The sequence below is a fragment of the Gemmata sp. SH-PL17 genome (assembly GCF_001610855.1).
GTDB lineage: Bacteria > Planctomycetota > Planctomycetia > Gemmatales > Gemmataceae > Gemmata > Gemmata massiliana.
Genome location: NZ_CP011271.1, coordinates 434,488 through 453,783 on the forward strand (window position 1 = coordinate 434,488; position 19,296 = coordinate 453,783).

The following is a 19,296-nucleotide window of genomic DNA, read 5'->3' on the forward strand; positions in this document are numbered from 1 at the left end:
CTCTAGCACCGTGCATTGCAACAGGTTAGCGTTGTTGAATCTGTCGCTCACCACCCCACGAGGTCCGCATGCGCCGGTTCGCATTGTACACCCCAATTGTCATCGCACTGTCACTCCCATTTGTTCCTGCGCGTGACCCCGTACCCGTCACAAACACAAGCGCCGATGCCGAAAAGGTGCTCGCGTTCAAGAACGCAACGATCCACACCGCGGTCGACGATAAGCCCCTGGAAAACGCAACGCTCGTCGTTCGCGGGGGCAAAATTATAGACCTGGGTGCGGCAACCGCGGTCCGGATTCCTGCCGGTGCGGAGGTGGTTGATCTTAGGGGCGCGGTCATTATTCCGGGTTTGGTGGACACGCACTCCCACGTCGGCGTGGCGAGCCGCCCGGGAGTTTCGGCCAACAATGACCTCAGTGAAATGAGCGGCCCCGTGCAACCGAGTGTGCGGGCGATCGACTCGTTCAACGCGGACGATCCCGGCATCCGCATGGCCACCGCCGGTGGCGTAACCACTGCAAACGTGATGCCCGGGTCCGGAAACGTCATCGGCGGTCAGACCGTGTACGTGAAGTACCGCGGGCGGAGCATTGAAGAGATGCGGATCACCGGGCGCGCGGGTGCAAAAGAGATCGTGGGTGGCTTAAAAATGGCCAACGGCGAGAACCCGAAAGGGTACGGGCGCGGCAAAGGCGTCGCACCGTTCACGCGCATGAAGATCGCGGCCCTCCAGCGCGAAACGTTCCAGAAGGCGAAGGAGTACAAGGCCAAGATCGACGCGGGCGGAAAAGTGGACCGCGACATCACGCTCGAACCGCTCGTGGAGGTGCTCGAAGGCAAGCGCACGGTCCACTTCCACTGCCACCGGGCCGACGACCTGCTCACTGCGGTCCGCATCAGTGAAGAGTTCGGCTTCGAGATCGTGCTGCAACACGCGACCGAGGGGTACCGCGTGGCGGATGTGCTCGCGAAAAAGAAGATCCCCGTTTCGCTCACGATCATCGACAGCCCTGGTGGGAAAGCCGAAACGATGGGGCTACTCGAAGAGAACGCGGCCGTTCTGAACAAGGCCGGCGTGACGGTCACGATCAACACCGACGACAGTATCACCGAATCGCGGTTCATGCTTCGCTCGGCGGCGATCGCCCTTCGCGGCGGCATGAGCGAAGCGGACGCGCTAAAGGCCGTCACCATTAACGCCGCGAAACTGCTCCACCTCGACCACCGGCTTGGTTCGCTGGCGAAGGGCAAGGACGCGGACTTCGCAATCCTTAGCGGCGCACCGTTCAGCGTGTACACGCGCGTGACGCAAACCTGGATCGACGGCAAAAAGGTGTTCGACGAGACGACCGACCGGGCCTACCGCGACGGCGGGTTCGCGCTGCCCGTGAGCGAGAAATTGCCGTCAGAGAAGGGGCGTTTCGGAGAGGGAGCCCGGCCCGTTCCGAAAACCGAGAACCGCACGTTCGACGGGAACACGGCCGAACTGAAAGGCGCCGTTGCGGTACAAGCGGATCATATCCACACAACAGGTCCGATCGGCACGTTCGCGGGAACGGTCATCGTCAAGGATGGGAAGGTACTGCACGTCCTCCGCGGCGAGCACACGTTCAAGAACATGCCGGTGTACAAGGCCAAGCACGTAACGCCAGGGTTGATCGACCCGTTCTGTTCAGTGGGCTTGAGCGGTGCGTGGAACATCCCCGCGGACCAGGACCAGGACGAACCGAGCGACCCGAACCAGTCCGATCTCCGGGCGCTGGACGGCTTCAATCCGCGCGAGCCGCTCCTCGACTTCCTCCAGGCGAACGGGATCACGGTTGTTCACGCGACCCCGGGCCGCCAGAACCCGATCGCCGGGCGCGGGGGCGTGTTCCGTGCGGACGGCCCGACCGTTGATAGCGCGGCGATTGTCCCGGTCGGCTCGGTGATCGTGAACCTCGGCGAGTCATCGAAGGGCAAAACGCCGACGTCGCGCATGGGTGTCGCCGCCCTCGTGCGGAAGGCGTTCGCGGACGCTCAGACTTACCAGAAGCAAGCAGGCTCCACCAAGAACGCGAAGCACGAAGCGCTGATTCCCGCACTCGAAGGCAAGGTACCCGTGTATTTCGCTGCGCACCGCAAGGACGACATCCAGACCGCGCTGCGCCTCGCGTCCGAGTTCAAGCTGAAGCCGGTCATCGCGCTTGGGACCGAGGGGTACCGTATGGTGGACGAACTCAAGAAGGCCGGAGTACCGGTCGTGGTTCACCCGACGATGCAGCGCGCGGGCGGGAGCATGGAAACGCTTCACTCATACACCGGAACTGCTCGCGTGCTGGAAGAGGCGGGAATCCCGGTCACGATCTGCACCGGGTTCGAGGGCTACGTGCCCAAAACGCGCGTGTTGCGCTACGAAGCGGCGATGGCCGTTGCTGCCGGTATGGAAAGCGAACGCGCGCTGCGTGCGATCACCATCAACGCGGCGAAACTGCTCGGGATCGAGAAGGAGTACGGTAGTATCGAAGTGGGTAAAGTCGCCGATCTCGTGCTGTACGACGGCGACCCGTTTGAGCACGCGACACACGTCACACAGACGATCATGCGCGGGAAGATCGTCTACGACCGGAGCGATTACCTGAAACTGCCGTTCGAGCGCCGCATTCTCACTCTCACCGGCGGTGGGAGCGGCGTGGGGTGCTGTATGGGTTGGTGACGGGATCTTTCCTGGAACCGCGGGCGTCTCACTAAACCATGAGGGCGAGATGCCCACGGTCCCAGGGGAAACTACTCGCTCAAATCGCTTTCAGTAAACAGCGTGAACCCCTGAGCCTCCAGTGCGGGGGCCGCGCTCTCGAAATCGTCCACGTACACCGCGATGGCCGTGTTGCCCAGCGGCCCGACCCCGATCAGCAGCGGGTACATGTAGCAGATGTTGATTTCGGCGCTGAGGAGCGCCTTCGTGATCGTCAGCAGCGGGCGGTCGTCGTCGGGCAACTTCACCACGAGCAAGTCGCTCTCGGTGAACGCGAACTTCGCGGATGTGAGGATCTCGTACCCGCGCTCGTAATCGCTCGGTACGAGCCGGATGATCGCGCAGTCGGCCGTTTCTACCACGGTCAGCGACACGACGCGCACGTCGGTCTGCTCGAAGCGCCGAACGAGATCGAGCAGCGCGCCCATGCGGTTCGAGAGGAACACGTTGAACTGCCGCACGCTCGGCCACCCGCGTGCCTTCGCGGTATCGAACTCTATGTTGGCTTCATCGCCGAAGCTCATCGAAGCTCCTGCCCGCGGTCTCGGCGGGCGTGTGCAAAGATTTGTACAGAGTGAGTTTACCGGCTGCGAAGGGGGCGGGTCAACGGAACTGCGCCGGTGTGTGGGCGGAGGCGGGCCGGAGTTGCGCAACAATCAATCCGCGTGGCGCCTTCCGTTCGAGACTCGGCGCGCCCGGGCGGGTGGTTACGCACCGAGATCGGGTTGTACCAATTTTGCCGGTTGGCCAGCGCGAGTGAGGATCGCTTCCGCCGCGAGGTAGCCGCTGCGTACCGCTCCCTCCATCGTCGCGGGCCAACCGGTCGCGGTCCAGTCGCCCGCCACAGCAAGGTTTGCGATCGGAGACGCTTGCACCGGGCGCCACTGATCGATTCCCGGTACCGCACTGAACGTCGCAGTATGCTCCGTCACCACCTTCGCGCGGAGTAACTTCGCTGCACCGATCGGCGGGAACACGCGCCCGAGTTCCTCCACGATTCGCCGTTGAATTTCGTCGCGCCCGAGCCCCTTCAGGTCGCGCGCGGCACTAACCACCACTTGCAGATAGAACTCGCCCGGTGCGACCTCCCCGCGATCGAACACCCACTGCCCCAGGCAGTCGATCAGGACCGCGTGCGGCAGTTTCATCGTGGCCCGGTCGAACCACAAATGGACGCTAGTAATCGGGGACGCGGTGAGGTTCTTCACGTTGCCGAAGTACGGTTCGCGCGCGACCAAGTCTTCGGGCAGCAGATCGGCAACGCGATCGAACGGCACCGCCAGAACGTACCAGTCGGCGGAAAGGACCGAACCGTCGCGCAGTTCGACGCCCCGGATACCTCTCCCCTTCCCTTCAGGGAGGGGAGAGGGAAGAGGTTGTGTCTGCAACCCCTCCCCAACCCCTCCCCTAAACGGAGAGGGGCTTAAAATCAGTGCTTGCGGCGCAGACGCCTGTGTATTTGGTTCGGTTCCCCCTTCCTTCTTAGGGAAGGGGGTTAGGGGGTTAGGTTCCCCAACAATCAGCCGCTTCACCCCGGCGTTCTCTCGCACTTCGACATTATGTTCCCCAAACCACGCGCACAGTTCGTCCCCGTAGAGCCGACCGAGCGGCACCGTTGGGACGTGAACGGTGAACCCGTCGCGGTGCCGCACGAACCCGTCGCGGAACACCTTGCGCGCGTACTTCAGCCCCACGCGGTCCACGGTTTCGTTCAGCGCGCTCGTCAGCACGATCGCCCAGAAGCGCTCGATGGTGCGATCGTTCTGGCGGTGCGCCCACAACCACGGCAACAGCGGCGGGTCCGCGTCCGGGTGCTCCGCGAGCATCCGCACCAAGCCGTAGCCCACCCGGAGCTTGTCCAGCGGCGTGAGGTAGTGCGCGCCCGTGAGCGCGCGGCCGAGGTGAAAAGGGGCCGGCCAGGGGTCGGCTTTGAACACGCTCGTTCGACGGTCCGGTGTGACGAAGTAGAGTTTCGGTTGTGGTGCGAGGAGGTAATCGACGCCGACGGTGCGGAGGAAGTGTGCGAGGTTTGTGCAGCACCCCATACTGACGTGCTGGCACGCATCCACCATCTGGCCCGTCGCGGGGTCGACGAACGACCCGGCGCGCCCGCCGAGCCGCCCGCGCGATTCGAGCACCGTAACCCGGATCCCGTGTTGCGCCAGTCCCGCGGCGGCGGCCAGCCCCGCGAGCCCACCTCCGACCACGACCGCGGTCCCCGTCGCCATTACAGCCAGCCCCACTTCACGAAGTACCCGGACCCGCACACGAGCAACTTGCGCCACTTGGGCACGCGCACCCGCCGGGTGAACACGTCGTAATCGTTCCGTTCAATCTCGTCCAGCAGGCCGCGGTAAGTGCCGTGCATGACGTGGAAAATCGCCCGTCCTTCGGCCGAGAGCAGCGGTAGAAGCGCGGCACCGCGCCGGTAGTGTTCGCGCGTGCGAGCGATCTGGAATCGCATCAGCGCACGGAAATTCTCGCCCACGGCGGGATCGCGCCACCGCTCCGGTGGGCATCCGAACCGTGCGAGTTCGTCGGCCGGCAGATACACGCGATCACGGGCGTAATCTTCGGCGAGGTCGCGCAGGATGTTCGTGAGCTGGAACGCGATCCCGGCCGCTTCCGCGCTGGGCTCAGTTTCGCAGGCCGATACCCCAGGCTGATTTCCCCAAATGCGAACGCACGCGAGCCCAACCGCCGACGCCACGCGGTAGCAGTACGGGTACAGGTCCGCGAACGTCCCCATCCGCACCGGTTCGGTATCGGTTTCCATGCCGTCGATGGCGTCGAACAGGTACTGGGGCGGAATGTTGAACCGGCGCACGGTCTGCACAAGCGCCGGGTGAATCGGGTGGGTAAAATCTCCCGCGAGCGCGGCACGCAGGCTCTCTCGCCACGCGGCAAGTTTCTTGCGCGCTACGGCGCCAGCCATTTTGCAGCACGCACCAGATTTCTGAGCGGTGTCGGCCGGTTCGTCGGCGAGATCGTCCGTCGCCCGCATGTAGGCGTACAGGGCGTACATCGCGTCGCGCTTGGCAGGTCCGAGCAGGCGGAACGCGAATGGAAAGGAACTGTTCGCAGCAGACGTGATCGCGCGACACGCGGCGAACGACGCACGAAGGGCCGAGGGGGAACGGGGGCGGGCCGCGAGCAAGCGCCCCGGCCCGGTCTCGAACGTGTTGGTTTCGCCCCTCATCCTTGGCCCTTCGCCGTCGCGCCCTTCGGCGATGTTACTGGCCCAAGTTCACCCGAACGCGCTGACCGACGCGAAGTGGGGGCTTGCCCGCTGGGGATGCGTCGGTGATGTCGATGACGGCCTCGATCACGCGCGTGTCGTTACCGATGAGGTTCTCCGCGTTGGCGCGCTTCGGGAGGAACGTTTTGCCGATGTCACGCACGGTGCCCGTGTAGGTAAGTTTCGCATCACTGTGGTCCGAGATCGTGACCTGCTTGCCGATCCGGTCGTTACCGACACGGTGGGCGAACTCGGCCTCCACTTCAGCACGAACGACGCGCGGACCGGCCGGGATGAGCCACAGCGCCGGCGTCCGCGTGCTAATACCGAGCGTGGCGCCGGGGCTGATCGACACTTGTTCCACGGTCCCGGCCGTCTTCGCTTTCACCACACACAGGTCCACAACGACCTGAGCCCGTGCGAGCTCCTTTTGGGCCTGATTCACCGCGGCCTCGGCCTGCTCGACCGGTATCTGAGTGTCGACCGCTTCGAGCGCCTTGAGTTTGGCCTTTTCCACTTCCAGCTCGTTGTACGCGGCCGTGTACTTGTTCTCCGCTTCGGCGTAAGTCGGGTCGATGCTCAACTTCGCCGGCCACTCTTCCGGCGGAATCGTATTCCGTCTGTAAGAATCCTCTAGATTTTTCTTGACGATCTTGTCGCGGTAATTGACAACATCTCGCGCCCGGCGTTCGAGGGCCTCGACACCCTGTTTCATCACTTCAATGTTCCGAACGTGCCGCTTCTTCCCTTCTTTGGCCTCGGCCACTTTCGTCTCGGCGAGCGTGACCGCGGCTTTCGCGCTATCGACCGTCGCCTGCTGGAGTGTCGCGTCGAAGGCGTAAAGCGGTTGATCGACCTTGACGTCTTCGTGCTCTTTGACGAACACCTTCAGTACGGTACCCGACTGCAGTACCGGGGGGAGACCGTAAGAAACCGGCGGCGGGTCCGTGTCCACCGTCCCGAGGACGATCGTCCCTGCGCCCCCGCGCGGCGCCTCACCCTTGGCACTCGCATCAGAGGTGCTGCCGTGGGCCAGTTCGCGCGCCCCGATCAGGCTCCCGATCACTAGGGCCAGACCGGTGACGACGAGTACGGGTCGTGCCTTGTGAAGCCAATTCATGGGGTTCCTCCGGTGTGAGCCGGCCACGGGCCGGGCGAGAACCAGTGCGTCGGACCCGATTCGTTCGTACCGCTCGGGCAATCGTTCGCGGTCACTCGTGCGGTAGGGCACGCCGTTCCAGGTGCCCGTCGTCCAGGTGGTAGTACACGTCCACGAACGGCAGGATGCGGTGGTCGTGTGACACGCACAGCACCGAGGCGCCGTTCTGGTGGGCCGCGTCGCGCAGCAGCTCGATCACCTTCTGACCGTTTTCCCAGTCCAGTGCGCTCGTCGGCTCGTCGGCGAACATGAAGCTGGGGTTCTTCACGAGCGCGCGCCCGATGGCGACCCGCTGCTTCTCGCCGCCGGACAACTGGGCCGGCTTCTTGTGCTTGTTCTTCGCCAGCCCGAGCTTGTCGAGCATCTCGTCGGCGCGCCGGCGGGCGTCGCCGGGGCCGGTGCCCTCGCCCCACTTCAGCACGATTTCCAACTGCTGGCGCGCGGTGAGCGCCGGGAACAAATTATACCCCTGGAAGATGAACCCCGTGTGCTTGCGCCGGTACTGTTCGCGCTCCTTACCGGTCATCTGCCACACGTCGCGCAGCACCCCGTCGTCGTCCGCGAGCACCTGCCCGGAGTCCGGTTCGAGCAGCCCGGACAGGATCGCGAGGAGCGTCGATTTCCCGCTCCCGGACGGCCCCATCAGGAGCACGAGTTGCCCCGGGAACAGGTCCATCGACACTTCTTGGAGGGCCGCGCGCCGGGCCGTACCGTCGCCGAAGGTGCGGATCAGTTTCACGCCCCTCAAGCTCGGAATCGTACTGTTACCGGCCCGGGCCATCGCACGTCCTTCTTCGCGGGTTATGGGCCTGCGGCCTTGCAGCCGTCGAGCCACCGACCACCCTCGCGCTAACGCAGCAGCGATATCGGCTCGATCTGCCGGACGCTCCGCAGCGCGAAGATGCCGGAAACGAGCGCCATACCAATAGTCACAACGGCCGTACCCAGGAGCACCTCCCAGCGGAGGTCCACGTCCGCACCGACCTGGCGCGCGGCGTACCGCAACCCCTGGCACACGGGGTACGCCAGCACGATGCCAACCAACCCGACCCAGAACGACTGCCCCAGCACCATCAGCGAAATCCGCCACCGCGGAATCCCGAGTGCCAGCAAAATGGCGAACTCACGAGCGCTGGCCGTGGTCGCGGAATAAAGCGTTTGCGCGGTAATCACGGCACCCACGAACAGGCCGAGCAGAGCCGCGTAGCCGATGGCGATGCCGGCCTTCGTGCGCCGGAGCCAGTACCACCGCGAGCGCAGGGAAAAGTCCTCGGCGGTGTACGCCCCCATCTCGGTGCCGTACTGGTTCTGAAGTTCGGACGCCACTTTCTTGGCCTGTTGGGGCGATTCACACTTCGCCAGCAGATACGTCACGTGCTCCGCGGGCATGATGAACCCGAGCAGGTGCCGGGCAGTGTGCGTGCTGCACAACACCCACGGCGCCGCGAGGCTCTTGAGCCCGCGCACGGTGCCGACCAACTTCACTTCCTTGCCGTTTATTTTGGCCTTGCCGTCGGGGGTATCTAACTTGAGGCGCCCCACATCGGACTGGTCGACGATGATGCTGTTCGGTTCGGTCAGGGCGTCCCGTTGCTCGCGGCTAAGGACCACCGGCGATCCGACCGCCCCCTCGTCCAGGTTGCTCCCCAGGAGGTAGCACAGCTCGGTCCCACCGACCGGCTTGGTGAAATTCGCGAAGTGGGCGATGTAGAGTTCGACGTCGGTCACCCCGGGCATCCCCGCGACGCGCGACACGTAAGACGTGGGGATCGGCTTCCCCAAATCCACACTCGGCACCTCCGTGGACCCGACCCACAGGTCCGCGGTGGTGTTGTCCACGGGGATCGAGGTGATCTTGAACAGCCCCAGCAACAGTCCGCACTGGAGCGCGATGAGCACCGCCGAGAACGTGACCGCCAGCACGCCGGAAGCGTACCGCGAGCGCTCGTGCCAGAGTGTTTGAAGGGCATAGGACATAGGTCGAACGCCGTAAGGTCACCGTCACAAGACAAGGTCGAAAGCACTCGGGCCACCGGTCGCCACACGAGACGCCTTATGGCTTCGCGACTTTCGACTCCAAAGAGCACAACTGTCCGTCCAGGTAGAGGTGGTGCCACAGTTGCGTGGCGAGCACCCCGGTGAGCCCCATCTCGACGCTGGTGCGTGCGAACCCGCCTCCGGGCTTCGCGAGCTTTTGCCGGGCGCTCTCGACCGCGTTGGGGTCGAAGTACCCGGCTTTGCGGATCGACTCCGGCGAGAGCACCTGATCGATCCACGACTCCGCCGGGCGCGCGTTCGGTCCGCGGCCTGCGGCGCCCGTGTCCGCCCAACTGTCCATCGGGGCGCGGAACATCTTCTTCCGCCGCCACGCGATCTCCTTGGGCAGCCAGCGCTCCGCGACCTTGCGCTCGATGTACTTGTCGTTCATCACCCCGCGGAGCTTCCAGCGCGGGTGGATTTTCGCCATGTACGCGATCACGTCTTCGTCCAGGAAGGCGTACCGCGTTTCGACGGACGAGTGCATCGCGATCCGGTCCCCCTTGCTCGCGAGCAAGTGGCCGGGCAGCATCACGCGCCCGCCGAAGTACATTTGCCGGTTGAACGGGTGCCACCGGTACAGGTCGGGTGAGATCTCCAGGTCTTCGAGCGGCGATCGGGCCAGGAGCGCGTCGCGCGCGGCCCCGGTGAAGAACCGGAGCTTGTTCGTACTGACGAGGCCGTACACGTCGAGCCAGCCGTTCGAGCCGCCCATGTGCCGCATCGTGTTGCGGTACGAGGTGTACGGGAACCGCGGTTGGCCGTTCACCATCTGGAAGAGTTGGCGCACCGCGAAGCCGAGCGGCAGCCCCGGGATCTTGTCCATCCACCCGACGAGTTTGCGGATCTTGAACCACGAGTACCCGGCCAGCCACTCGTCCGCGCCCTCGCCGGTTAGAGCAACCTTGTACCCCTGCTGGTGAACCGAGCGCGCGAGGTGGAGCAACCCCAGGCACGACGTATCGATGACCGGGAACTCGGCCGCGGCAATCAGTTCCGGGTAGCCCGCGCGCAGCTCGTCGTGTCCGCAGTCCACTACGACCGGGTCGCACCCGAGGTGTTTCGCGACCTGGAGCGCTTCGGACTTTTCGTTGAGCTTCTTGTCGGTCACGGAGATGGTGAACGTCGGGATGGGGCGCCCCATCACCTTGTTCGCCATCGCGACGACGAGGCTCGAATCGACGCCCCCGCTGAGGTACGACACCACAGGTACGTCGGCCCACACGCGGCGCTGGACGGCTTTGAACAGCACCTCCTCGAAGCCGTCCACGAGCTTCTTCTCGTCGGTGCCGTAGTCCTCGTGCCCGCGGTCCGGGTACGTGATCTGCCAGTACGTCTTCTGGGTCGTCGCCTGTTCGACCGTCGTTTGACCGAGTTTGAAGTGCAGGTAGCGGCCCGGCGCGAGGCACTTGATGCCCTGGAAGACCGTGGTCGGCCCGGGCATCGCCATGAACGTGAAAATGTGGTTCAGGCCCTGCAAGTCCGCCCGGCGCTCGACGAGCCCGGACGCGAGCAGCCCCTTCATCTCAGAAGAGAACAAAAGCCAATCGGACCCGTCGTATTTGACGACCGTGTAGAACAGCGGGCAGATTCCACTGCGGTCGCGGGCGAGCAGCACCTCGTTCGTGCGACTGTCCCACACGCAGATCGCGAACTGGCCCTTCAGATGCTGTAACAGGTCCGCGCCGTGGTCTTCCCACGTGTGCGGAATTAGTTCGGTGTCGGTGTGCGTGCGGAAGACGTGCCCCTTCGATTCGAGCGCGGCGCGCTTCTCCTTGTAATCGAAGAACTCGCCGTTGAAGACGGTCCACACGCTCTTGTCTTCGTTCGCGATGGGCTGCTGGCCGTCCGCGAGCCCCACGATCGACAGCCGGCGGTTCGCGATGTGCAACCCGGGGCGCTCGAGGTACCCGTCTTCGTCCGGGCCGCGGTGGTAGATGGCCCGCGCCATGGCATGCACAACGCCTGCCGGCGCCGGCCGCTGGCCGCTCAGGTCGAACATCCCCGCGATCCCACACATGCAAAACGCCTCGTTGTTAGTCCTTCGGCAGTCGGTTCTTGATACGCACGCGGCCGAGTTCTACCTGGAGGAGCGACTGCATCCGCCGGGTCGACTCCCGTTTCATCCACCGAACCCACAACCACACTTCGCCAACCGCCCACAGCGCACTGAGCCCGAGTACGCTCACGGCATAGATCGTTGAGGAAAACGGCACCTCGCGGCGAACGAAATCCAGTCCGAAGAACAGCGCGAGGAGTAAGCCGAAACTCCGCCAAAAAATCCGCCGGCCGCGCCGCTTCGACACCCGGCTGAACTCGGCCATCACCGGATCGGCCAGTAACCGCCGCACGACGTCCGCCCGCTCGGCACCGGTGAGCGCGAGGAAGGCGGGGTTCGTGAACGTGACGTCAACGATCTCGAATCCCATTCCCATTGCACTACACCGTTTTGGCCCGCTCCCGTCGCGCGTACTTCCAGACCTTGCGCTGCATGAAGAACCGCACCCCGCGCGGGAACATCCGCTTCCCGAACCAGACCCACCACGACGCGAACCCGACCGCCCGCTCCACACGGTTGTTCAGCAAGCTCCGCACGACCGAATCCGCGACCTCGTCGGACGGCTGAGCGCCCTCGAAGTTGAGATGGATCTTCCCCTCGTTTCGGAGCAAGTGTTTTTGCAAATCGTCGCTCCGAACCAGCCCCGGGAGTACAAGGAGCACGTCGATCCCGAACCGCTCGAACTCGCCACGCAGGGATTCCGTCAGCCCGACGAATGCGTGCTTGCTGGCGCAGTGCTCGGACATCGACGGGATGCCCCAGCGCCCACAGATACTCGCGAGGTTCACGATCGCCGGGCGCCACCCGTCGCGTGCGGTCTCGAAACTGCGGGTGAGGTGCGGGGCGGCCACGCGGATCATCTCGACCGGGGCGAAGAAGTTCACCTCCAGCACCTTCCGCACGACGTCCTCGCTCGACGAACTGAACTCGCCGAAGCTGCACACGCCCGCACAGTTCATCAGCACGTCCAGCCGACCGAAACACTCAACGGTCTGAGATACGATCCGCGTGCGGTCTTCCGACTTTGTGAGGTTGCCCGCGAACACCTCCACCCGCGCCCCGGTCGCTTTAAGAGCCTCCGCGAGCGTGGTCAGATCGTCAACCGATCGTGCGGTGAGGGCGAGAATTGCGCCGAGTTTCGCGAGCCGTTCGGCGACGCGGCGCCCGATGCCCCGCGAGGCCCCGGTGACCAGCACAACCCGCCCGCGCACGTCCCGGCGCATGTTCACCCTTCATCGTCTTCGGTACACACAGCACATCAAATCTATTCGGGCATTTTAGTGTTATCGGTCCCATTCGCCAGAGCCGCACGGCCCCCAGAAGCGTCAGACCTGCCTTAATAACTGGTAGTGCCAACGCAGTTCACCCAGCCCGCCCATCCGTATAACAGCGGCGATTCGCGTGCCCGGACACGGAAATCGTGGCCGAAAGTGCTCATCGGTATCGTTAAAGTGCGTGCACAGGGGCACCCGCGACCGACCGAACTACGAGGGGAAAAATGGACATTGTTATCGGATTAGCGATCGGCCTGCCGCTCGGGTTCCTCGCCGCACTGGGGCTTGCGATCGCCCGGGCCGGGGGATTGGGGAAGGCGATCACAGGGCTTTCGGTCGCGGGCCGGGCGAACCAGGACGCGGCGTTCGCGGCCAAGCTCCAGGCGATTCTGGGCGGCGGGGACGTCAAGACCGCGGAACCGCCGAAGCCCGTGAAACCGAGCGGCGCGCCGTTGCGGATGCTCGCGCTGCTCCAGGCGGAGTCGCGGTTGGTGGACTTCCTGCTCGAAGACATCCAGGGCGCGAGCGACGAACAGATCGGTCAGGCGGTTCGCGAGGTCCACAAAAAGGCGCAAGCGGCACTCAAACAGCACTTGGTGCTCGAACCGGTCCTGCCCGGCAACGAAGACGAGCAGGTAACGGTGCCGAAGGGGTTCGACCCGTCCGCGGTCCGGGTGGTGGGGAACGTGACCGGAGAACCGCCGTTTAAGGGCGCGATCCAGCACCCGGGCTGGCGCGTGAAGGAGATGAAGCTCGCGGCCCCGGCCGAGGGCGCGGACGAGTTCGTGCTGCAACCGGCCGAAGTGCAGATCCCGTAGTCGCGCTCGCTTGGCCCCGGTCCCGGAACGTGAGATACTGGTTGCGGAGGTGCCGCATGGTCGAACCGTATTTGACGATGGCCGAGATCGAGGCCAAGTACCCCAACGAGTGGGTACTCGTGGACAAGCTGAAAAAGGGGCGCGACGGGTTCGCCGTGGGCGGAATCGTCGCGGCCCACGGCGCCGAACGCGGCGCCGTATACCAGATCGCGGAATCGCTCCCCGTCCCGCGCGACGTTGCGATATTTTACACCGGCCCGATTCCCGAAGACGTACTTTTCGTCCTATGAGCGAAGCATTTGATCCGACGGGCCGGTTGGTCTTAATTCGGGTCGTGCTCACCGGACCGACCGGGACGCACCTGTTTCGTTTCGGCGTCGATACGGGCGCAACGCGAACGGCTGTTGCCGCGCACGTGCTCGAATTACTCGGGTACCACGAACCGCCGCCCGCAGCGCGGCGCATCGCCAGAACCGGAAGCGGCTCAACCCGGGCCGGGATGGTACCAGTCACCCGTATTCAAGCGCTTGGTCGCGTGCGCACCGAGTTTCCGGTTCTCTGGTTCCCGTTCGATCCCGGCGTCATGATCGACGGACTCCTCGGTCTGGACTTCTTCCGCGACCTCGTCCTCACGCTCGACTTCGCACGCGGTCGCGCTCGACGCGCCGAAGCGCTGGTGGCAGTTTTGGCACTAAACCTCGCGCTTGCATTTCGCGCGCGGGTACCGCACAATCGACTCACCCGCCGACCACTCCCATTCAAGGTCCACCGCATGCCCTCCCTCCCTGCGTGCCCCGGTCCGCGCCTGTCCCGGCGCCAGATGATCCAGGCCGGAGCCGCCTCGTACTTCGGGCTCTCGCTCCCGCAACTACTCCGCGCGAAGGAAGCACGAAAAAACACCGCCGCGACCGCGGATGCGTGCATCGTAATCTTCCTGAACGGCGGGCCGAGCCACCTCGATATGTGGGATCCGAAGCCCGATGCGCCGGCGGAGGTACGGGGGGAATTCAAGCCGATTCAAACGAGTGTGCCGGGGGTAATGTTCGGCGAGCACCTGCCGAAGTTCGCGCGCCGGATGCACCGCTGTTCGCTCATCCGCTCCGCGCACCACAGCGTGAACAACGCCCACGCCGCAGCCGTGTACTGTGCCCTCACGGGGCACGACCGCGGTGAGATCGGCGGCGGGGCGCGGCCCGACGACTACCCGTGCATCGGGTCCGTTGTGGGGACGCAGCGCCCGCCCGCGACCGCGGTCCCGCCGCACGTACTCATGCCGTACATCACGAAAGAAGGCGCCGGCGGCCCACCACAGCCCGGGTTCTTCGGCGGGTGGTTGGGGAAACCGCGCGACCCGCTCGTCGTCCTCCGCGACCCGAACGCGGCCGATTTCGCGCTTCCCGAACTCACGCTGGGGCCGGACATCGACCCGTCGCGGTTCGACGCGCGCAAGCTTCTTTCAGAGAAGTTGAGCGCCACCCGCGCCACAAGTTCCGACCCCGACCTGGAGGGAATTCGGGCGAAGGCCTACGACCTGCTCACCGCGCCCGCGATGCGCGAAGCCGTGCGCATCGACCGCGAACCGGGCAAACTCCGAGACGCTTACGGGCGCAACATTTACGGCCAAAGCGTACTACTCTCGCGCCGGCTGATCGAGGCCGGCACCCGCGTCGCGTGCGTGTCCTGGGCGCCGGACGCGAACGCGACCTGGGATACGCACGGAAACAACTTCACGAAGCTCAAGGGTGAGTTGCTCCCACAACTGGACTCGGCGTACTCCGCCTTGATCGACGACCTCGACGCGCGCGGGATGCTGGAGCGCACGCTGGTCGTGGTGGTGGGGGACTTCGGGCGCACGCCGAAGATCAACACGAACGGGGGCGGGCGCGACCACTGGAACTTCTGTTACTCGCTCGTGCTCGCCGGGGGCGGGGTGAAGGGCGGGTACGTCCACGGCGCGAGCGACAAGATCGGCGCGAAGCCCGGGCGCAACCCGGTGTCGCCGGCGGACGTGATCGCCACAATTTACGAGTGCCTCGGCGTGCCACACGATCTCGAACTGCGGGACCGCCTTTCCCGGCCGTTCACCCTGTGCCCGTGGGGGAATCCGATTCGCGAAGTTCTCGCGTAACGACCGCCGTAATCACTCGCGCAGGCCGCGTGTTCCTTGCCCCGAATTGGAACACGTGGCCTGCGCCGGTGCGGGTCGAACCCGTATTCTTCGGCCTTCGTGGTTGCCTTCACGCGCTGTGCCGCTACCATCTACGCCGTCGGTCCACGAGTTACTCCCTCTCACCACCGAGGCGTTTCAATGTCCATGTTCATCGGCGAAGGTCTGGTCGGCGACGGCAACGAGATCGCGCACATCGACCTCTTGATCGGCGAAAAGACCGGTCCGGTCGGCGTCGCGTTCGCGAACGCGCTGGCGACCCAGAGCCAGGGCCACTCCAGCCTGCTCGCAGTCGTCACCCCGAACCTGATCTGTAAGCCCGCCACGGTGATGATCACCAAGGTCACCATCAAGGGCGCGAAGCAGGCCGTTCAGATGTTCGGGCCGGCCCAGGCCGCGGTCGCCCGTGCGGTCGCCGACAGCGTCGCCGAAGGCGTGATCCCGGCGAGCAAGGCCGACGACTACGTGATCGTGTGTGGCGTGTTCATCCACTGGGACGCGGCCGACGACACCAAGATCTACCAGTACAACTACGAGGCCACGAAACTGGCCATCAAGTGCGCGATGACCGGCGAGCCGAAGATCGCCGACATCCTCGCCAAGAAGGACAGCGTCAAGCACCCGTTCAGCCCGAAGTAACGCTGCACGCGGAGGGGTGAAGGGGTGACTCCCGAACTCGTCTTCTCACCCGTTCACCCCTTCACCCGCTCACCCCTCTCTTCACTATGTCCGAAAAAGCAACAATCCTCGTCCAACTCGATACCGACCCGCTCCCGAGCGTGTTCGACCGCGTCGTCGCGGTGGACGCGGGCGTTCAGCACATTTTCAGCTACGGCGGGGTGACGCCTCAGAACGTGATGCCGCTCATTCACGGGTGCATCTTCACGCGCGGCGGGGCTGACCTGCGCCGGACCGCGATCTTCGTCGGCGGGTCCGACGTGAATGCAGGCGAAGCGGTGCTCGCGGAGGTCAAAAAACACCTCATCCCGCAATACGGGCTGAGCGTGTCGCTGATGCTCGATTCCAACGGCTCGAACACCACCGCCGCGGCTGCCGTGCGCGCCGCCGGCCGGCACCTCGACCTGAGCCGCGCGAACGCGCTCGTGCTCGGTGGGACGGGACCGGTCGGTCAGCGGGTCGCGCGACTACTGGCCCGCGCGGGCGGGAACGTTCGGCTCGGCTCCCGGCAAAAGGAACGGGCAGAAGCGGTGTGCGCCGTGATCCGCGCGCACGTCCCCGGTGCGGACATCCAGGCCGTGAGCGTGGCTTCCAGTTCCGATGCCCCGGTCGCACTTGATGGGCGCAACCTGGTGGTCGCCGCGGGCGCCGCAGGCGCGGTGCTGCTCCCCAGGAAACTCCGACTCGGGTGCAAGTCACTGAAAGTGGCGATCGACCTGAACGGTGTTCCCCCGGCCGGGATCGAGGGCGTCGAGCTTCCGGACAAGGGAGCCGACCGCGACGGGCACATTTGCTACGGCGCGCTCGGCGTCGGCGGCACCAAGATGAAGATCCACCGGGCCGCGGTCAACCGCCTCTTCGAGTCGAACAACGCGGTTCTGGATGTCGAAGAAGTGTACAATCTCGCGCTGCAGTTGCCGTAAGGTGCGCAATTCGGGTTGACTCGCGCGCACCGATTATTGATCATCAGCCGCCCACCCCACCAGGAGCGGCTGATGCGCGTTCGAGGCTTCGTGTTCGTTCTCTTTGGGCTGTTCTGCGCACCCGCGCTGTGCTCCGCCGGGCCGATCGAGTTCCAACTGACCCCGACCAACTTACAGGTCCAGCCGGGAACGCCCGCGATCTCCGCCGCGCTCTATTCACTCGAACCGTCCAGTATGTGCAACACGTTCGATCCCATTACCGGTGCCCCGACAGTCGTCCCTCTAGTCGGTTACGATCCCACGCGCCTGGCACAGCCGGCGCCGATCGACATCCACCCGGACGGCACCACCCACTGGAACAACGACGGCTACTTCCGCGTCGATTACTGCTTCACGGACGTGGCCTCCGGCGAGTCCGCGGAGTTCTCGGCGTGGGGGCGCGCCCACATGTACAACGTGTACGGCAACGGCCAGTGGAGCGGGACCACGTACTTCTGGTTCGGGGGCGTCCAGAAGGTCACGCTCGGCGGTAACGATTACACGATTTGGGGACCGGGGAGCCAGGGGCAGTACACGTCCGAACTGCCCGCGCTCTCGGTCTGGGTCGGCCCGAACGTGCCGGCCACACTCAGCCCGGAACCCGGCACGTTCGCGCTATTCGCACTGGGACTGGCTCCTCTAGCGGGCCTGCGCCGGCTACGGCGGATCTGATAGGACTCTTCTCATGCCCCGCGTAGCCGGTTGTGACCCGGGATCGTCGTCGCTCGACATGCTCGCACTCGAAGACGGGCGCGTCGTGGCCCAGGTGCGCATCGAACCGGATGAACTGCGTGCCGACCCGACCATTCCCGTGCAGTGGCTCCGAGCCGAGGGACCGTTCGACCTCATCGCGGGACCATCAGGTTACGGACTGCCTCTTGTACACGCGGCGGATTGCACGGACGCGCAACTCGATCTGATGTCGCTGGTGCGCCCCGATGAGCGGGGGGCGGGCGGCGTTGGCGGGTTCTCCGCGATGGTCCGCGCGCTGCGCGACTCCGGGCTACCCGTAGTGTTCCTACCCGGTGTCATCCACCTCCCGACGGTTCCCGTTCACCGGAAACTGAACAAAATCGATCTCGGCACCGCAGACAAACTATGCGTCGCGGCTCTGGCGCTCGCACAGCACAATCGCGACGAACCGGCCCTCGCGGTGGAATTCGGCTCCGCGTTCACCGCACTGGTGGTTCTTAAGGACAAACAGATCGTCGACGGATTGGGCGGAACGTGCGGGGCACTGGGCGCCCGGAGCGGCGGTTCGTGGGACGGCGAAACCGCGTACCTGCTCTCGCCGCTCCAGAAAATGGACCTCTTCCGCGGAGGGGTGGCTAACATCCCCGACCGCGAAACGGCACGCGCGGCGTTCCGCGAATCGTTCACCAAGACCGTCTCTGGGTTACTCAACATCCACGGGTTCCAGGACGTTTATTACGGTGGTAGCCTGCTCCGCAGTGATTCGGACCTCGTGCAACAAGCTCTCGGCGAACTGCCCTCCAGCTTTTATCGATTGCACTACGCGGGCGACCTTCCGGGCGCGTGGGTGAAGCACGCCGCGCAGGGCGCAACGCTGATCGCGGAGGGGCTGTGTGGGGGTACGTTCGCTCCGCTGATTGAGTGGCTGAAGTTGCGCGAAGCGAGCGGGACCGTGCTGGATTGGCTCGCTCACCCGCGTGCGGCAGAAGTGCGGGAGTGGTTTGCCTTGGGCGAACGACCGGAGTGAGCGATCGAGGGCGATTGTAGGGTGTCCTTCCGGACTTAACTCACCGCCTGCCCAAAGACTCACTCGCACGCTGCTCCACCACATCCACCAACAACGGGTGCCGGCCCAGCGGCTCCGCGAGCACAAAGCGCACGCCGGGGAAGCGCGCGCCCAATGTGTCGCGTGCTTCGGTCAGGTCTTCGGCGACGTGGACACCGGGCGAGAGGAAGTACGGCACGAGGATCACGTCCGTCGCGCCGGTTCCCACGCACTGGGCGCCGCCTGTTTCGATGTTCGGTTCGGCCAGTTCCAGGTACGACACCCGGACGATCGGGTACCGCCCGCGCTCGCGCAGGGCGGTCGCGACGAACTCCAGGTCCGCATTCGCTTCGGGCCGACGGCTCCCGTGTGCGATGAGCAAAAGCGCGGTTGGCACGGAACTCTCCAGGGGTGCGGCGCAACAGGTTCGT

At 65.0% G+C, this 19,296-nt stretch carries 18 protein-coding genes; 8 read left to right on the top strand and 10 right to left on the bottom strand.

All coding sequences use genetic code 11. From position 1 onward, the window contains the following. Nucleotides 1–68: 68 nt before the first annotated feature. Complete coding sequence (locus tag VT84_RS01675; RefSeq protein WP_082838270.1) at nucleotides 69–2,696, top strand: amidohydrolase family protein; 2,628 nt, start codon at nucleotides 69–71, stop codon at nucleotides 2,694–2,696. 71 nt (nucleotides 2,697–2,767) lie between these two features. Here the strand turns inward: VT84_RS01675 and VT84_RS01680 are convergent, their stop codons facing one another. The 9 genes from VT84_RS01680 to VT84_RS01725 form a co-directional block, all read right to left on the bottom strand. After that, nucleotides 2,768–3,259, bottom strand: a complete 492-nt coding sequence (locus VT84_RS01680; RefSeq protein ID WP_052561038.1) for an acetolactate synthase — start codon at nucleotides 3,257–3,259, stop codon at nucleotides 2,768–2,770. Nucleotides 3,260–3,442: 183 nt separating this feature from the next. Then, a complete protein-coding gene (locus tag VT84_RS40405) occupies nucleotides 3,443–4,963 on the bottom strand; it encodes a hydroxysqualene dehydroxylase HpnE (protein WP_315850294.1) in 1,521 nt (506 codons plus the stop codon). Continuing rightward, the gene (locus VT84_RS01695) at nucleotides 4,963–5,934 is read right to left on the bottom strand and encodes a phytoene/squalene synthase family protein (RefSeq protein ID WP_082838271.1); all 972 of its coding nucleotides are present in this window, start codon (nucleotides 5,932–5,934) and stop codon (nucleotides 4,963–4,965) included. Before VT84_RS01695 ends, VT84_RS40405 begins: the two co-directional genes overlap by 1 nt. A 34-nt stretch (nucleotides 5,935–5,968) precedes the next feature. Beyond that, nucleotides 5,969–7,093, bottom strand: a complete 1,125-nt coding sequence (locus VT84_RS01700; RefSeq protein ID WP_082838272.1) for an HlyD family secretion protein — start codon at nucleotides 7,091–7,093, stop codon at nucleotides 5,969–5,971. Nucleotides 7,094–7,184: 91 nt separating this feature from the next. Continuing rightward, a complete protein-coding gene (locus VT84_RS01705) occupies nucleotides 7,185–7,913 on the bottom strand; it encodes an ABC transporter ATP-binding protein (protein WP_052561044.1) in 729 nt (242 codons plus the stop codon). Nucleotides 7,914–7,981: 68 nt separating this feature from the next. Then, complete coding sequence (locus tag VT84_RS01710) at nucleotides 7,982–9,109, bottom strand: ABC transporter permease (protein ID WP_052561045.1); 1,128 nt, start codon at nucleotides 9,107–9,109, stop codon at nucleotides 7,982–7,984. 76 nt (nucleotides 9,110–9,185) lie between these two features. Beyond that, on the bottom strand, nucleotides 9,186–11,189 hold the full coding sequence (gene asnB / locus VT84_RS01715; RefSeq protein WP_082838273.1) for an asparagine synthase (glutamine-hydrolyzing): 2,004 nt from the start codon (nucleotides 11,187–11,189) through the stop codon (nucleotides 9,186–9,188). Between the two features lie 16 nt (nucleotides 11,190–11,205). Next, complete coding sequence (locus VT84_RS01720) at nucleotides 11,206–11,604, bottom strand: hypothetical protein (RefSeq protein WP_082838274.1); 399 nt, start codon at nucleotides 11,602–11,604, stop codon at nucleotides 11,206–11,208. Nucleotides 11,605–11,608: 4 nt separating this feature from the next. Then, entirely contained in the window at nucleotides 11,609–12,451 is an 843-nt protein-coding gene (locus VT84_RS01725) for an SDR family NAD(P)-dependent oxidoreductase (RefSeq protein ID WP_082838275.1), read from the bottom strand. A 275-nt stretch (nucleotides 12,452–12,726) separates the two neighbouring features. Between VT84_RS01725 and VT84_RS01730 the strand changes: the two genes are divergently transcribed. The 7 genes from VT84_RS01730 (at nucleotide 12,727) to VT84_RS01760 (ending at nucleotide 18,847) form a co-directional block, all read left to right on the top strand. Beyond that, entirely contained in the window at nucleotides 12,727–13,320 is a 594-nt protein-coding gene (locus VT84_RS01730; protein WP_052561048.1) for a DUF2760 domain-containing protein, read from the top strand. Between the two features lie 56 nt (nucleotides 13,321–13,376). After that, a complete protein-coding gene (locus tag VT84_RS01735; RefSeq protein WP_052561049.1) occupies nucleotides 13,377–13,610 on the top strand; it encodes a hypothetical protein in 234 nt (77 codons plus the stop codon). After that, complete coding sequence (locus VT84_RS01740) at nucleotides 13,607–15,448, top strand: DUF1501 domain-containing protein (protein WP_082838276.1); 1,842 nt, start codon at nucleotides 13,607–13,609, stop codon at nucleotides 15,446–15,448. The genes VT84_RS01735 and VT84_RS01740 overlap by 4 nt, the downstream gene beginning before the upstream one ends. A 180-nt stretch (nucleotides 15,449–15,628) precedes the next feature. Continuing rightward, nucleotides 15,629–16,126, top strand: a complete 498-nt coding sequence (gene fae, locus VT84_RS01745; RefSeq protein ID WP_052561050.1) for a formaldehyde-activating enzyme — start codon at nucleotides 15,629–15,631, stop codon at nucleotides 16,124–16,126. Nucleotides 16,127–16,212: 86 nt separating this feature from the next. After that, a complete protein-coding gene (locus VT84_RS01750) occupies nucleotides 16,213–17,088 on the top strand; it encodes an NADP-dependent methylenetetrahydromethanopterin/methylenetetrahydrofolate dehydrogenase (protein WP_052561051.1) in 876 nt (291 codons plus the stop codon). Between the two features lie 72 nt (nucleotides 17,089–17,160). Continuing rightward, the gene (locus VT84_RS01755; protein WP_082838277.1) at nucleotides 17,161–17,799 is read left to right on the top strand and encodes a PEP-CTERM sorting domain-containing protein; all 639 of its coding nucleotides are present in this window, start codon (nucleotides 17,161–17,163) and stop codon (nucleotides 17,797–17,799) included. A 13-nt stretch (nucleotides 17,800–17,812) separates the two neighbouring features. Continuing rightward, on the top strand, nucleotides 17,813–18,847 hold the full coding sequence (locus tag VT84_RS01760; protein WP_082838278.1) for a DUF1464 family protein: 1,035 nt from the start codon (nucleotides 17,813–17,815) through the stop codon (nucleotides 18,845–18,847). Nucleotides 18,848–18,887: 40 nt separating this feature from the next. Here the strand turns inward: VT84_RS01760 and VT84_RS01765 are convergent, their stop codons facing one another. Continuing rightward, nucleotides 18,888–19,262, bottom strand: coding sequence for a sirohydrochlorin chelatase (locus VT84_RS01765; protein ID WP_082838279.1), 375 nt, complete (start codon nucleotides 19,260–19,262; stop codon nucleotides 18,888–18,890). Nucleotides 19,263–19,296 lie beyond the last annotated feature (34 nt).

Bases quoted from the DNA above. Each gene is read 5' to 3' on its own strand.
- VT84_RS01740 (WP_082838276.1), top strand. From the start codon at position 13,607: ATGAGCGAAGCATTTGATCCGACGGGCCGGTTGGTCTTAATTCGGGTC.
- VT84_RS01680 (WP_052561038.1), bottom strand. From the start codon at position 3,259: ATGAGCTTCGGCGATGAAGCCAACATAGAGTTCGATACCGCGAAGGCA.
- VT84_RS01695 (WP_082838271.1), bottom strand. From the start codon at position 5,934: ATGAGGGGCGAAACCAACACGTTCGAGACCGGGCCGGGGCGCTTGCTC.
- asnB (WP_082838273.1), bottom strand. From the start codon at position 11,189: ATGTGTGGGATCGCGGGGATGTTCGACCTGAGCGGCCAGCGGCCGGCG.
- VT84_RS01755 (WP_082838277.1), top strand. From the start codon at position 17,161: ATGCGCGTTCGAGGCTTCGTGTTCGTTCTCTTTGGGCTGTTCTGCGCA.
- VT84_RS01700 (WP_082838272.1), bottom strand. From the start codon at position 7,093: ATGAATTGGCTTCACAAGGCACGACCCGTACTCGTCGTCACCGGTCTG.
- VT84_RS01710 (WP_052561045.1), bottom strand. From the start codon at position 9,109: ATGTCCTATGCCCTTCAAACACTCTGGCACGAGCGCTCGCGGTACGCT.
- VT84_RS01760 (WP_082838278.1), top strand. From the start codon at position 17,813: ATGCCCCGCGTAGCCGGTTGTGACCCGGGATCGTCGTCGCTCGACATG.
- VT84_RS01730 (WP_052561048.1), top strand. From the start codon at position 12,727: ATGGACATTGTTATCGGATTAGCGATCGGCCTGCCGCTCGGGTTCCTC.
- VT84_RS40405 (WP_315850294.1), bottom strand. From the start codon at position 4,963: ATGGCGACGGGGACCGCGGTCGTGGTCGGAGGTGGGCTCGCGGGGCTG.
- VT84_RS01735 (WP_052561049.1), top strand. From the start codon at position 13,377: ATGGTCGAACCGTATTTGACGATGGCCGAGATCGAGGCCAAGTACCCC.
- VT84_RS01750 (WP_052561051.1), top strand. From the start codon at position 16,213: ATGTCCGAAAAAGCAACAATCCTCGTCCAACTCGATACCGACCCGCTC.
- VT84_RS01720 (WP_082838274.1), bottom strand. From the start codon at position 11,604: ATGGGAATGGGATTCGAGATCGTTGACGTCACGTTCACGAACCCCGCC.
- VT84_RS01675 (WP_082838270.1), top strand. From the start codon at position 69: ATGCGCCGGTTCGCATTGTACACCCCAATTGTCATCGCACTGTCACTC.
- VT84_RS01725 (WP_082838275.1), bottom strand. From the start codon at position 12,451: ATGCGCCGGGACGTGCGCGGGCGGGTTGTGCTGGTCACCGGGGCCTCG.
- VT84_RS01705 (WP_052561044.1), bottom strand. From the start codon at position 7,913: ATGGCCCGGGCCGGTAACAGTACGATTCCGAGCTTGAGGGGCGTGAAA.
- fae (WP_052561050.1), top strand. From the start codon at position 15,629: ATGTCCATGTTCATCGGCGAAGGTCTGGTCGGCGACGGCAACGAGATC.